Origin of the sequence: Lawsonibacter sp. JLR.KK007 (assembly GCF_036941135.1) — a bacterium.
In the GTDB taxonomy this organism is placed as follows: Bacteria; Bacillota; Clostridia; order Oscillospirales; family Oscillospiraceae; genus Lawsonibacter.
The window spans coordinates 464,373-477,284 of sequence record NZ_JAYWSY010000003.1 but is presented as its reverse complement, the minus strand read 5'-3'; the positions used below and the strand labels follow the sequence as shown (position 1 = coordinate 477,284).

General features: G+C 59.3%; 12 protein-coding genes. 5 read left to right on the top strand and 7 right to left on the bottom strand.

Features of this window, described 5'->3' with window-relative positions; genetic code table 11:
* Positions 1-205 precede the first annotated feature (205 nt).
* The 3 genes from VV088_RS20570 to VV088_RS20560 all read right to left on the bottom strand — a co-directional run bounded on the left by VV088_RS20570 (position 206) and on the right by VV088_RS20560 (position 3,275).
* Positions 206-1,624 carry an IS5 family transposase gene (locus tag VV088_RS20570; protein WP_334602523.1) on the bottom strand — a complete coding sequence of 473 codons (1,419 nt, stop codon included), beginning with the start codon at positions 1,622-1,624 and terminating at the stop codon, positions 206-208.
* Positions 1,625-1,752: 128 nt separating this feature from the next.
* A complete protein-coding gene (locus VV088_RS20565) occupies positions 1,753-2,670 on the bottom strand; it encodes a nucleotidyl transferase AbiEii/AbiGii toxin family protein (RefSeq protein WP_334602522.1) in 918 nt (305 codons plus the stop codon).
* Positions 2,667-3,275, bottom strand: a complete 609-nt coding sequence (locus tag VV088_RS20560) for a type IV toxin-antitoxin system AbiEi family antitoxin domain-containing protein (protein ID WP_334602521.1) — start codon at positions 3,273-3,275, stop codon at positions 2,667-2,669. The genes VV088_RS20565 and VV088_RS20560 overlap by 4 nt, the downstream gene beginning before the upstream one ends.
* A gap of 514 nt (positions 3,276-3,789) precedes the next feature.
* On the opposite strand from VV088_RS20560, the gene VV088_RS20555 reads away from it, so the two are divergent.
* The 3 genes from VV088_RS20555 to VV088_RS20545 all read left to right on the top strand — a co-directional run bounded on the left by VV088_RS20555 (position 3,790) and on the right by VV088_RS20545 (position 6,185).
* Complete coding sequence (locus VV088_RS20555) at positions 3,790-3,945, top strand: rubredoxin (protein ID WP_334602520.1); 156 nt, start codon at positions 3,790-3,792, stop codon at positions 3,943-3,945.
* A gap of 207 nt (positions 3,946-4,152) precedes the next feature.
* On the top strand, positions 4,153-5,250 hold the full coding sequence (locus VV088_RS20550; protein ID WP_334602519.1) for a metallophosphoesterase: 1,098 nt from the start codon (positions 4,153-4,155) through the stop codon (positions 5,248-5,250).
* A 26-nt stretch (positions 5,251-5,276) separates the two neighbouring features.
* Positions 5,277-6,185, top strand: a complete 909-nt coding sequence (locus VV088_RS20545; RefSeq protein ID WP_334602518.1) for a DUF2156 domain-containing protein — start codon at positions 5,277-5,279, stop codon at positions 6,183-6,185.
* Between the two features lie 32 nt (positions 6,186-6,217).
* Here the strand turns inward: VV088_RS20545 and VV088_RS20540 are convergent, their stop codons facing one another.
* The 4 genes from VV088_RS20540 to VV088_RS20525 all read right to left on the bottom strand — a co-directional run bounded on the left by VV088_RS20540 (position 6,218) and on the right by VV088_RS20525 (position 10,101).
* On the bottom strand, positions 6,218-6,691 hold the full coding sequence (locus tag VV088_RS20540) for a DUF4358 domain-containing protein (RefSeq protein WP_334602517.1): 474 nt from the start codon (positions 6,689-6,691) through the stop codon (positions 6,218-6,220).
* Positions 6,688-7,629: a GDSL-type esterase/lipase family protein gene (locus VV088_RS20535; RefSeq protein ID WP_334602516.1), complete on the bottom strand. Its 942-nt coding sequence runs from the start codon at positions 7,627-7,629 to the stop codon at positions 6,688-6,690. Before VV088_RS20535 ends, VV088_RS20540 begins: the two co-directional genes overlap by 4 nt.
* Positions 7,630-7,781: 152 nt before the next feature.
* On the bottom strand, positions 7,782-8,678 hold the full coding sequence (locus VV088_RS20530; RefSeq protein ID WP_334602515.1) for a DegV family protein: 897 nt from the start codon (positions 8,676-8,678) through the stop codon (positions 7,782-7,784).
* Positions 8,679-8,778: 100 nt separating this feature from the next.
* Entirely contained in the window at positions 8,779-10,101 is a 1,323-nt protein-coding gene (locus VV088_RS20525; RefSeq protein WP_334602514.1) for a Na+/H+ antiporter NhaC family protein, read from the bottom strand.
* A gap of 147 nt (positions 10,102-10,248) precedes the next feature.
* On the opposite strand from VV088_RS20525, the gene VV088_RS20520 reads away from it, so the two are divergent.
* On the top strand, positions 10,249-10,755 hold the full coding sequence (locus VV088_RS20520) for a shikimate kinase (RefSeq protein WP_334602513.1): 507 nt from the start codon (positions 10,249-10,251) through the stop codon (positions 10,753-10,755).
* A gap of 72 nt (positions 10,756-10,827) precedes the next feature.
* Positions 10,828-12,744, top strand: a complete 1,917-nt coding sequence (locus VV088_RS20515) for a DEAD/DEAH box helicase (RefSeq protein WP_334602512.1) — start codon at positions 10,828-10,830, stop codon at positions 12,742-12,744.
* Positions 12,745-12,912: the final 168 nt, after the last annotated feature.

The following is a 12,912-nucleotide window of genomic DNA, read 5'->3' as shown; positions in this document are numbered from 1 at the left end:
CCAGAATAAGATGCGTCCCTCTCTCCACGCAAAAGCGCAGTGATTCCAGACTGCCAAGGCCACCACAGGCGGGATAAAGCCGGTGTTTTGACTGCTTTGGGCGCAGTGTGCTATCGGGTTTCTTTCAGTGCACTGGCAAAGCTGCCCTCAAACCCTTACCCCCACTTTTTTGCATTTGACTTTCCACACAAATTATCTAAGAGTTTTAAATTCTTCTGCTTTTCTTTACATAGGCTCTGCTCCGCAACCTCGGCAAGACAAACAGCAGAAGCATAAGGCAAAACAGAGCGAGAGCGGCCCTCAGGGATAAGGAAAGGTTTGAGAGCAGCAGTGCAACGCCAATCACACAGACAGCGGTTTCCTGTAGGCGTGCCATGACGCGGTCCAGGCCGTAAGCGGTCTTGACCGTCCCAAAAACACCCTCCACAGCATTGCGGTCGCAGTTGTCCTGATACTCCAGTTTCTTTGCTTGACGGGACAGGCCGGGAGCTTTTGGCGGCTTTTCCAGGGCCGGACCGGACAGACGAATACCATGCTCTTTGCAAAAAGCCAGTGTCTGGCGGCTGCGGTAGATTTTGTCCGCCAGGATACGTTCCGGGTAACAGCCATAGCGCTCCCGATACCGAGCCACCGCCCGCCAGAGGTCTTCCGATTCGTTGAAGGGCTCGAAGTCCAGCCGTTCGATCCTGGCATAGCCATCCACCAGACTGATATGCAGTTTTGAGCCAAACTCGGTTTTGGCGTGGGCTTTTCCCCGAACGATGGGCCGGACCCAGGGCTGGGCCAGACTGACGATGCGCCGGGGAATGCTGTGGGTCCCGGATTCAAACATGAGGCGCTGCTGCTCGTAGACAGTAGTCATGATATTCAGGCGGTCCGCCTGCTTTGAAGACAATTTTGCACCTTTTTGAACCAATTCAGCTATGTACCTGATATCCCGGCGGATGTATTGCAGCTGTTTGCGTATCGCGGAACGGATTGCTTTCCCACTGCGCTTCTTGCTTTTGGACAGACGGAGATAGTCCTTCCGGGCGCGCTTGCGGTACATCCGGGGCTTCTTCTGTCCTGCCGCTTTACACAGCTCGTCCACCGTTTTCTCCGCTTTCTCCCGCACTTGGTTGAGTAAATCGATGTCCTGAGGATAGGCGATGTCCGCGGGGCAGCATGTGGCGTCCAGAATCAATGTCCCGCTGTTAGGCGGATCGTTCCCGTCATCCGAGTCATCCTGTTTCCCTGTCTCCGCTTTTGGGACAGACGTCTCCAGAATTGCTGCCAGGTCCTCCTCGCTGAACCGTTTCCGGAACGCCACCAGCGTGGACGCCCCGAACGGACACGGCCCGTACTCCTTCATGCCGATGAAATATTGCAGATACGGGTTTTCTCCAATGTGCTTCACCAGCCATTGGTCGCTGCATTTCAGCCGCCGCTGAATCAGCAGCGCCCCTAATGCCATCCGTGCCGGATGGGCCGGGTGACCATTGTTCACGAATCGCGCTGCATACCGTTCCTCCGCTATCTCCCACGGAACCAGCGCCGCCAGTTTCACCCAATCGTTTTCTGGGTCCAGTTTCCCATATGGAAAGATGAAATCTTCCATCCGAAGCTGACTGTTGTCCTTGTACATCCACTCCGCCCCCTATAAATGCACGCTTTTTCCTTGCTTTTTCCCAATTCCCTTGCACCTATTCTACCATATTTCATCCCATATTGCTTGTCTTCTAAGCAGTTTGAGGTTACGAAGCAGGCCCTAAATTACTCATTTTCTTCTACCACTTTCCAATCACATTCTATTGAGTGCCACTGCTTTTGCCATTCTTTTTCATTCACAATCGCATCAAATACAGGCTCAAGAAAAGTCTGTATTTCCTCAATGACTGTCGAAAACTCAAGTGTATCATGTTTTATAGTTTTCAAAAAAAATTTCCAACGCTTCTGCATATCCACATCCTCGGCAAGTGTGAGAATACGCTTGAAACTATCCTTTTCGTAGGGCGTTCCTCGCCGTTCCAATGTTCTGGATATTGCCATTTGCAATCTTGATCCATCAAAATTAAAAGTCCTTGCCAGATAGTAAATATCGTAAAAATCTTTCATTCTGCCTGTCAATTCAAACCTTTGCAGGATAGAGTCAAACTTTTCCGCAATAGTGCTTTCAAGAGAATAGGTCATAATGACAGGAGCCTCAAAATCGGGAAGCTGTGTATGAATAGTACGCTGCTCAGCACGGGGGACAATTACATCGCCCACACCAATATCCACATTAAAGGGAACTCGGACATTTTTTATCTTTCCGATAATTTGTGTGCTGATGCCGTGATACTTCCTTTGCGGCGAGATTTCCTCAAATCCTTTCGCAGTCATCTCAATATAATCATTACCAGTAGGCGTAGCAAGGATTTTTAGAATAAGCTCTTTTACCTCGTCCAACGAATTGGAAACGCTGCGAAGTAGGAAATCCACATCAATCGTTGCTCGGCTTTCGAAATTGGTGAGCGTATAAATAAACAATCCGCCCTTAAGAATAAGTGTATCCTCATATCCAGATTTTGAGAGTTTCCGCAAAAACTCCTCCTGCATAAAAAGCTGTAGGCACTGCTGATAGCTGATACCAGCCGCTTTCGCCTTATTCTTAAGCTTTGCCAAAACAGATGCTGCTACATCAGCCATCATAACCACACTCCAATCAATTCTTTTACACGCTTTTGCATACGCAATACTTTTGCATACTCCATAAGATTCGGTATATTTTTTTTCGGGTCTTTTACATATCCCTGTATTGCCTTATTAAAAATCTCTTTGTCCATTTTATTCATATTCCGCAGTACATCGCAAATGGTACGGTCACGGTCATAGATACGGACATCGACAAAATTGATGCTGCCTTTTGTTTCACCGAGGGAAACTAAATCTGGCTCAACACGAAATGCCTTTACGAACGGGTAATCAATGTTTGTACGGCTTCTGGAAACGTTTTTATCAATCGTAATATTCCACTCGGCAGGATTGCGGTCGCTGTACTGATAGTAAAAGAGGGCAGTTTCCATACAGAGCACCGCATCAGGAAACAGACGGTTTATAATTTTAATTTCCTGTTCACCATAGGCTTCTGCCCAATGATAATAGCCTCGTTTAATTTTTTCGATGAAGCCCTCGTTTAATAGCTGCTGAATATCCGCATAGTAAATTCTGAACGAATCCAGTTGAGCTGTTGTCATTATATTATCATGTTTGGAAAAAATCTTTCTGACAATATTTATCGTCTTTTCATCAAGCATTGTTTCACCTCTATTAAACCACACGCAATTTTTTCATCAGTTGTGTACTTTACTATAGCATATCCGACTTTCCCTAAAAAGTCAACTCAGTAAAGCATACACAATTGAGGTTCACAATGGTATAGTGGGTTGCCTATAAAAAAATGAACTTGTCCGACTCCATTTTGACAAGCTTATTTTCTCACGCTTCATGTTCTTCGCCATCAAATCTGATCCAGGGAAGCAATCCTTGAGACTCTGAATCAATAAGACCGTCAAGAGATACTGGCCTCAGCTTTGAAAAGTCGGAGCAAAACTGTGTAAAACAGCGTTTCCCACACTTTCCCACAAGCAAAAATTTGGTGGGAAAAGCGTGGGAAAGCATTTGTATATTTTGTGATATTGCAGCAAATAACTACAATTAAATACAGCATATTGTGTATTTGGAATCCAATGTCAAGACGAGGCCCGCCACGGCAAGGCCTTCAAGGGTCTGCTGGAGCGCTACTTCGGCTGAGTACGGGAGGAACACAAGATGGACAAGTATGTCTGCCCCTGCGGTTACGTCTATGACCCTGCGGTAGGCGACCCTGACAACGGCGTCGCCCCCGGCACCCCCTGGGAGCAGGTCCCCGAGGACTGGGTCTGCCCCACCTGCGGCCTGGGCAAGGACGTGTTCGAGAAGGAATAAGCTGCCGGCAATTCAGTATTTTTGAGGGAAACGAGGATGCTCGTTTCCCTCTCCCAATATCGGTCGGCAGGACAAATGATCGTGTACTATGATCTTTATCCGGAGATCGAGCAGCTGGGCGGGAAATTCCCGCCCTTTTTCCTGCTTGAAATTTCCTCCCCACCTGTGTTATGCTGACAGCAAGCCAAACACAAGGAGGTCACCGCTATGGAGAAAGCCCGTGTTATCCGCCCCAAATTCGAGCCGGGGCGGCGGATCATTGCCGTCAGCGACATCCACGGCAACCTCCCCTTCTTTCTGGCCCTGATGGACAAGGTCCGCCTCACCCCGGAGGACATCCTGGTCCTGGACGGCGATCTTCTGGAGAAGGGGCGGGACAGCCTGCCCCTCCTGCGCCATCTCATGGCCCTCTCCAAGACCCACACCCTCTACCCCATCTGCGGCAACTGCGACGGGTTGGTGCTCCGCTTCTTCGAGAGCGGCGAGCTGGACCAGGGCTTCTTCGCCTCCTACCTCCCCCAGCATCCGGAGTCCACCCTCCGCCAGATGGCCCGGGAGGGGGGCTTTGAGCAGTGGGAGGACCTGCCCCGCCTCCGCCGGGACCTGCGGGCCGCCTTTCCCCGGGAGTGGGCCTGGCTGCGGGCCATGCCCACCATCCTGGAGACCGAGCACCTCCTGTTTGTCCACGGAGGGGTCCCCTCTCTGGACCGGATGGAGGAGCTGGACAGCTGGAAGTGCATGAAAAATGACGACTTCCTGGGGCAGGGCCGCTCCTTCCCCAAATGGGTGATCGTGGGCCACTGGCCCGTCACCCTTTACGACCCCTCCATCCCCTCCTCCGCCCCCCTGTTCACCTGGGACCGGAGGATCATCTCCATTGACGGCGCCTGCGTACTCAAAGCGGACGGCCAGCTCAACGCCCTGATGCTGCCCTCGGAGGACAGCGAAGACTTCTCCTGGACCGCCTGGGACGGCCTGCCCGCCGCCGCCGCCCTGGACCCCCAGGAGGCCAGCGCCGGTTCGCTGAACATCCGCTGGGGCCGTTCCGCCCTGGAGCTGCTGGAGCACGGGGAGGAGCTGTCCCTGTGCCGCCACCGGGAGACAGGACGGGAGCTGTACATCCTCAACGAATACCTGCGCCAGGGCCCCAAGGGGCTGGAGTGCGAGGACTCTACCGATTACCGCCTGCCGGTGTCCCCAGGAGACCTTTTGACGGTGGTCCGAAGGACAAAGACCGGTTTTTTGTGCAAAAAGCAGGGTGTTACGGGCTGGTATTATGGGCGGTTATCGGATATAATGGAGTAAAATACTGGTTTAAAGGATTTGAATCTATGTTGGACTTCCATCCCCTCCAGCTGGAGGACCTGCCCCGCCTGCGTCAATTCTTCGGCTACAGCCGCAGCCGCATCTGCGACACCACCCCCGGCACCGTGTTCATCTGGCGGGACATCTACAAGACCGAGTGGGCCGTCTACGGCGGCTCCCTCTACTTTAAGGTGGACTACCCCGGCCTGGGCCCCACCTTCACTCTGCCCCTGGGGGGCGGGCGGCCCGAGCATTTTCGGGAGATCGCCGGCTACTGCTGCCGCCGGAACATGCCCATCGCCTTCTACCCTGTCCCCAAGGACGAGCTGGAGCAGCTCCAGAAGCACTTCCCCGCCAGCACCGCCGTGGGCGAGCGGAACAACTTCGACTACCTGTACCGGGCAGAGGATCTGAAGTATTTTCGGGGCAAAAAGCTCAGCGGCCAGCGCAACCATGTGAACAAGTTCCTGAAAACCTATGGCAGCTGGGCCTTCCGTCCCATCACCCCGTCGGACATCCCTGAGGTGAAGACCTTTCTGGACCGCTACGCCGCCCGCTGGGACAAGGGGGCGGCCACATTCCACGAGGACATTGCCAAAACCCACGAGGTGCTGGACAACTACCAGACCTACGACCTGTTGGGGGGCGTGCTGCTGGTGGACGGCCAGATTGCGGGCTTCTCCCTGGGGGAGATCATCGGAGACACCCTGTTCATCCACATCGAGAAGGCCGACCGGGATTACGAAGGCTGTTACCAGATGCTGGTGGCTCAGTTCGCCCAGCACTTCGCCGGGGAGGGCGTGGCCTTCCTCAACCGGGAGGACGACACCGGCGACCCTGGCCTGCGCACCAGCAAGCTGTCCTACCACCCGGTGGCCCTGCTGGAAAAGTATACCGTCACGGTGGACGAGCCCTGCGGCTACTGTCAGGAATAAGAAGATCCCGGCCTCAAGGCCGGGATCTTTCCTTATTCCACCGCCTGCTTGGCGGCGTCTATGTCGCCGGCCACCACCAGCAGGACTGTCTCCCCCCGCCGGCTGATGAGCGCGTCCTCCAGCTTGGGCAGCTCGCCGGGGCGGTAATCCTCGTTGGCGGTAATCTGGCCGTCGATGTAGCTGCTCAGGGCGTCCACCGCAGTGTTGGCCTGGTCCGCGCTGGCAAAAACCAGCACCGCCCCCTCCTCGCAGGTGGCCCCGGCGGAGCGGAGCACGGTGCACTCCTTCATGTCCGCCCGCTCCAGGCCGCTGTCCGCCAGCCGGTAGAGCAGAAAGGCGGTGTCCGCGTCCAGTTCCTCCAGCTCCTCGGAAAAAGCCCCTGCCTCCACCAGCTTGGTCACAAGCCCGGCGGAATAGAGGGGCGGCGCGTCGTTTGCTCCGCCGCCGCAGGCGGCCAGGCCCAGCACCAGCGCCAGGACCAGGGGCAATGGAAACAGCTTTCTCATCCTGGTTCACTCCCATCTGCGGTCGATATCTCCGGTCCCTCCGGCTCAGGCAGCTCCACCACGGGAGGGCCGTCGGGGTACAGCGCGTCAAAGTCTACGGTATGGGTCTTCAAATACTCCAGCCACCGCTGGCAGGGCTCCTTGGTCAGGTGGACGCCGTCCCGGCTGAGCCCCTCGGGCAGAGAGCCGTTCTCGTCCGCGAATTCGGAGTACAGGTCCAGATAGACCACTTGCTTCTCCTCCGCCACCTGGCGCATCAGGTCGTTGTACACCCGCAGATGGTCGTTGGACAGATTGTACTTGTTGCCGTTGTGCTCCTCCACCTGCGCCTCGTTCACGGGGATCAGCCCCTGGATGTAGATCACAGCGCCGGGCTGCACCAGACGGATCTGGTCGATGGCCGCGCTGTAGCTGCTGTAAAAGGACTTGTCCTTGTAGATCCCCAGCTCGTTGACGCCCAGGGAGAGGTACACCTTGCCGTACTCCTCCAGGGCCAGCGCCTCCAGCAGGGTGTAGGTCTCCCCCTCCACGGTAAACGCCTTCTTCTCGGACAGGGTGAAGATGGACAGGCCGTTGGAGGTGAGGTTTTTCCCGGTCCCCACCCCGCTGTAGAGCATAAAGCCGTCGGTACGGGAGTCGCCCACAAAGGCGGCGTCGTCAAAGTAGCGGTTATCCACCGCCTCGCTGGCGGGGGCGGGCTGGGAAAAATCGTAGGGCGGCGCTTTGGGCGCGCTGTCCAGCTGGGACGCAGGTTCCGAGGAGTGGTCTGCGGAGGAGTCGGTCTCCCTCTGGGAGACGTCCGGAGGCGGGGGAACCTGGCCCCCGTACACCAGACGGACCACCCCCGCCACTGCCAACGCGACGGCCGCAGCCGCCGCGACGAAAAGAATCACTGCCCGGTAGCTCCGGGCAACACGCTTTCCCTGATAACGCGCCAAGCGCATACACCTCCCAGCGGGAACCGGTCTAATGCTGTCGAAATCGTTCCTTTTCAGGATATCATATTTTCGTCAAATTTCAAGTGACAAAACCGTTACAAAAAATCCTCCCCCATGGAAAACATCCCGGCCCAAACGGGCCGGGACGTTCCTCAGATCGCCCGCTTCAGCAGGCCGACTCCAATGGGGGTGGGACCGGTGTGGACCCCGATGGTCACGCCGATCTGATAGGGCCGTTTCACCTCCGGCCGGTCGCAGCCCAGCTCCAGCAGGCCGTCGTAAACCGCCTGGGCAAAGGCGGCGTGCTCCTCCCGGTCCAGACCGAAGCCGGTGGCCAGGCGGTACTGGTCCAGGTCGATGCCCTCCCGCTCCAGGTGGCGGAAAAACAGTTCCCGCACCTTGACCAGCGACTTCTTCCGCCCCTGAGCGATGCCGTCGGAGATGAGGCCGGCATCCTTGTAGCCGATGAGGGGCTTTACCTTCAGCAGCGCGCCGGTGGCCGCCGCCGCCCGGCCGATGCGCCCGCCGTGGCGGAGGTACTCCAGGTCGCTGGTGGTAAAGAAGATGCGCCCGGTGGCGGGCAGGGCCGCCAGGGCCTCCGCCGCCTCGTCCAGGGTGAAGCCCGCGTCCCGGAGGGCGGCAGCCTCCTCCACCAGCAGGCCCTGGAGCACCGTGGCCAGGGTGGAGTCCATCACCCGGATCGAAACGCCGGGGTACTCCTCCCGCAGCTCCTCCGCCGCGTTCAGGGCCGTCTGGAAGGAGCCGCTGAAGTTGGCGTTGAGACAGATGCACAAAATGGGCTGGCCCTGGGCCGCCAGGGGGCGGAAAGCCTCCAGGTAGTCCTCCAGGGTGGGCATGGAGGTTTTGGGAAACACGCCGGGGCGGTCCGCCATCATCTGATAGAACTGATGGGTGGGGATGTCCCGCTCCTCCCGGTAGTAGACCTCGTCCTCAAAGGCCACGTAGTAGGACACCATCGCCACGCCCAGCCGCTCCATCTCCTCCCGGCCCAGATCGCAGGAGCTGTCGCTGACAAGTTGGAACTTCATATTCCTCTCCTTTGTTTCGTGGCCCGCTCTCCTGGCAGGCCGTACCCGGGTCCCTGCCCGGTGGGTATTAGCATAATTATAGCTTAGGCGGACGGAAAACTCAACAGGTTTTTGGCAAATCTTTCATCCGTCCCGCCCGGAACCAGCACCACAGGGGCAGCAGGTAGAGGTAGAAGGACAGGGGCAGAATGGAAACCCCAATCTCCATGGTGGTCAGGGGCACGGTGCAGGCAATGGCCCAGGGCACCAGCCCCGCCAGGTTGACCACCGAATTGCCGATATTGGCGGCCAGCTCCATGGGCGGCAGCGCCCGCCGGCGGTACTCCTCCCCCAGCAGCTGCCCGCTCATGACAATGCCCACCGTCTGGTTGCAGAACAGGGCGCAGCAGCCGAAGGACACCGCCACATGGGCGCCAAACAGTCCGGCCCGCTCCGCCAGCGCCCCCACCCGGCTGGTCACCGGGGCCAGCAGCCCGGTGCCGTTGAACATACCGGAATAGGCGCAGGAGAGGACCACAATCAGGCACACCCCAACCATGGAGATCAGCCCGCCGCCGCTCATCAGCTCCGTCAGCTCCGGCAGAACGGGGCGGTAGCCCAGCGTACAGGCATGCAGCACCTCGCCCAGCGGCAGGCGCTGGACAAACAGCGCGCAGCCCGCCGCCAGCACACAGCTGACCGCAATGGACGCAAGGGCGCTCACCTTCAGCCAGGGCAGCAGGAGCAGCGCCGCCGCGGGCAGGATGGCGGGCCAGGTCAGGGAAAATCCCTCCTCCAGGGCGGACATAATCTGGGCGTCCACCTGCTGGATGGGGCACAGGACGGACAACCCTCCGTAGAGGGCCAGGGTGGCCAGAAAGGGGACGGGGGTGTCCCGCCACATCCGCATCTGGAAGGCCCGCTGGTCCACCCCCGCCACTGCGGACACCAGCGCCGCCGAGGAGGACGCAGGGGACAGCCGCTCCCCGAAGTAAATGCCCGACATAATGGCCCCCGCCGTCACCACCAGGTTGGCTCCGCCGCTGCGGGCGATGGTCATGAGGATGACCCCCGCCGTCCCCACCACGCCGAAGCAGCTGCCAAAGGCCAGGCTGAAGACGGAGGCCAGCAGAAAGGCCACCAGAACAAAGGTCTGGGGCGTGATCAGGCGCACCCCCATCCAGACGAAAAAGGCCACCGTCCCTCCGGCCCGCCACAGTCCGGTGAGCAGGCCCAGCAGCAGCAGCACCCGCAGTACCTTCAGCGCGGTGGCCATGCCGCTCCAGGCCATCTTCAGCAGGGGACCGGCGGGCGTCCCCCGGCGCACCCCCACCGCGAAAAAGCAGAAAAAGCCCGCCAGAAGGGCCCAAAACAGGGACAGCCCCTTCACCATACACCCGAACACACACAGCAGAAAGATCCCAAACGCAGCCAGCAGATCCATAGCTTCCTCCCTAAAAAATAGTCTAGGGGGAATCATACCATCTTCCAGCCCCTTTGTCACCCCCTTTTCGTCTGGTTCCCCCTTTTCTTTTTTCCGGCTTTGTGTTATACTACAGAATGAATTTGTATGTAAAGGTTGGAAACAGATTTGGATAATATCACTCTCATCGGTATGCCGGGTTCCGGCAAAAGCACCGCGGGCGTCCTGCTGGCCAAGCTGCTGGGCTACCAGTTTCTGGACGTGGATCTGCTCATTCAGGAGCGGGAGGGGGCCCTGCTCCAGGAGATCCTGGACCGCCGGGGGACGGCGGCGTTTCTGGACGCCGAGGAGGCGGCGGTGCGCAGCCTGGACTGCCGCCGCACCGTCATCGCGCCCGGGGGCAGCGCCGTATGCCGGGAGGAGGCGGCCCTCCATCTGAAGGGGCTGGGACCGGTGGTCTACCTCCAGGTCCCCCTGGAGGAGCTGACCCGCCGCATCCACAACCTGTCCACCCGGGGCATCGCCATGGAGCCGGGCCAGACCCTGGCCGACGTGATGGCCTTCCGGGAGCCCCTTTACAGCAAATACGCCGACCTGGTCATCCCTTGCCCGCCGGGACAGGAGCTGGCCGAAACCGCCAAGATCATTCTGGAGCGGCTCCAGGCCGGCAAATAACCGCCCCAGCCCGCAGGGAAAAGCGCGGGCCGCGCCGGTGCTCCGGCGCGAACGAAAAAAAGGAAGTTTTGAATGCAGTTTCGTGACCTGGGGCTGAACGCCCCCATCTTAAAGGCCCTGGAGGAGCAGGGCTATGAAAAGCCCTCTCCCATCCAGGAGCAGGCCATCCCCCCCGCCCTGGCCGGGCGGGACGTGCTGGGCTGTGCCCAGACGGGCACCGGCAAGACCTGTGCCTTCGCCACCCCCATTTTGCAGCGCCTGGAGGCTGTGTCCGGCCCCAGGCGGCCCATCCGGGCCCTCATCCTCACCCCCACCCGGGAGCTGGCCATCCAGATCGGTGAGAGCTTCACCGCCTACGGCAAATACCTGAAGCTGCACCACGCCGTCATCTTCGGCGGCGTGGGCCAGAATCCCCAGGTGGAGGCCCTGAACCGGGGGGTGGACATCCTGGTGGCCACCCCCGGACGGCTGATGGACCTCCACAACCAGGGCTACGTCTCTCTGGACCGGCTGGAGATGTTCGTCCTGGACGAGGCCGACCGTATGCTGGACATGGGCTTCATCCACGACGTGCGAAAGATTCTCAAGTGGCTCCCCCAGAAAAAGCAGACCCTCTTTTTCTCCGCCACCATGCCCCCGGAGATCACCGACCTGGTGAACTCCCTGCTGAAAAACCCGGTGAAGGTGGCGGTGAACCCCATCTCCTCCCCGGTGGAGGTCATCCGCCAGTCCGTTTATCTGGTGGACAAGGGGAACAAGACCAATCTGCTGGCCCATCTGATGGGGGAAAAGCGGGTGAAAAACGCCCTGGTCTTCACCCGCACCAAGCACGGGGCCAACAAGGTGGCCCGTGACCTGGGCAAGGCGGGCATCTCTGCCGCCGCCATCCACGGCAACAAGAGCCAGACCGCCCGCCAGCAGGCCCTTGCCGACTTCAAGGCCGGGCGCGTCCGCTGTCTGGTAGCCACCGACATCGCCGCCCGCGGGCTGGACATCGAGGAGCTGTCCCATGTGTTCAACTACAACCTGCCCGAGGTGCCCGAAACCTACGTCCACCGCATCGGCCGCACCGGCCGGGCGGGCCGGGGAGGCGAGGCCATCGCCTTCTGTGACTTTGGAGAAAAGCCTCTGCTGAAGGACATCGAGAAGCTGATCGGAAAAAAGGTCCCCCTGGTGGAGGACCATCCCTACCCCATGCGGGTGTTCGAGGCCCCCAAACGGGACAAAAACGGAAAAATCATCAATGAGGAGGACGCTGAGGCCCGTCAGGCCGCCAGGGAGCTGCGCCGCCAGCGGGAGGAGGCCCGCCGGGCCGCCGAGCAGGCCGGTCTGGCGGCGGCCAGGGCGGAGGCCGTCCCCGAGGAGGCCGCCCCCAAGAAGAAGCGCCGCCGGAAAAAGAAGAGCGCCGCCCCGGAGGCCGCCCCCCTCCACACCTCCCTCCCGGAGGAGGACGCCTTCGACGATCTGCCCGCTCCCCCCTCCCCGCCCAAGCGGGGCGTGCGGCCCGGCGCTTTGCTGGACACCGGCGACGCCATGCCCAACACGGAATTCCACCGCCCCAGCCCTCTGGACAGCGACGTGATCATGGATGCCACCGCCCGGCTGCTGGCCCCCCGGCGGTCCCTGCTGGCCGGAATTCTGCCCAAGGCGGCGGAAAAGCCCAAGAAACAGGGGGGACAGCAGAAAAAAAAGCAGCCCGAACCCCAGGCTTCTGAGCCAAAGCCGGCCAGGCAGAGCAGTCCCAAGCCGGCGGAGGAGTCCAAAAGGGCCAAGCAGTCCAAGGGGAAACATGCCCAGCAGAAGCCGGTCAAGGCACGGCAGGAGGCTTCGAAGAGGCCCGCGCCCCAGCAGAAGAAAAAAAGGGGGGCCGGTCCCCAGCGCCGGGGCCGTCCTGGCATGCCCCCTGAGCCGCCCCGGAAAAATCAGCCCAAGGACTCCACTGAGCAGGCCAGCCTGATGAAGCCCTACTACCTGGACCTGGGCCGGTGACCGAACCCCACGCGGGAAAGAGGCGGTTTATGCGCAGCCAAGCGGACATCACCATGATCCAGAAGGCCGCTGTGCATAATCAGATCAAGAGTCCAGAGCCAGCCCCCGAAACGAGCGATACGCCGGAAGAGCTGAAACAATGATGTGCACGTATCGTTCCGGAACAGA

Excerpts from the sequence above, each read along its gene's own strand:
- VV088_RS20570 (WP_334602523.1), bottom strand. The coding sequence starts at position 1,624 with ATGTACAAGGACAACAGTCAGCTTCGGATGGAAGATTTCATCTTTCCA.
- VV088_RS20565 (WP_334602522.1), bottom strand. The coding sequence starts at position 2,670 with ATGATGGCTGATGTAGCAGCATCTGTTTTGGCAAAGCTTAAGAATAAG.
- VV088_RS20560 (WP_334602521.1), bottom strand. The coding sequence starts at position 3,275 with ATGCTTGATGAAAAGACGATAAATATTGTCAGAAAGATTTTTTCCAAA.
- VV088_RS20555 (WP_334602520.1), top strand. The coding sequence starts at position 3,790 with ATGGACAAGTATGTCTGCCCCTGCGGTTACGTCTATGACCCTGCGGTA.
- VV088_RS20550 (WP_334602519.1), top strand. The coding sequence starts at position 4,153 with ATGGAGAAAGCCCGTGTTATCCGCCCCAAATTCGAGCCGGGGCGGCGG.
- VV088_RS20545 (WP_334602518.1), top strand. The coding sequence starts at position 5,277 with ATGTTGGACTTCCATCCCCTCCAGCTGGAGGACCTGCCCCGCCTGCGT.
- VV088_RS20540 (WP_334602517.1), bottom strand. The coding sequence starts at position 6,691 with ATGAGAAAGCTGTTTCCATTGCCCCTGGTCCTGGCGCTGGTGCTGGGC.
- VV088_RS20530 (WP_334602515.1), bottom strand. The coding sequence starts at position 8,678 with ATGAAGTTCCAACTTGTCAGCGACAGCTCCTGCGATCTGGGCCGGGAG.
- VV088_RS20525 (WP_334602514.1), bottom strand. The coding sequence starts at position 10,101 with ATGGATCTGCTGGCTGCGTTTGGGATCTTTCTGCTGTGTGTGTTCGGG.
- VV088_RS20515 (WP_334602512.1), top strand. The coding sequence starts at position 10,828 with ATGCAGTTTCGTGACCTGGGGCTGAACGCCCCCATCTTAAAGGCCCTG.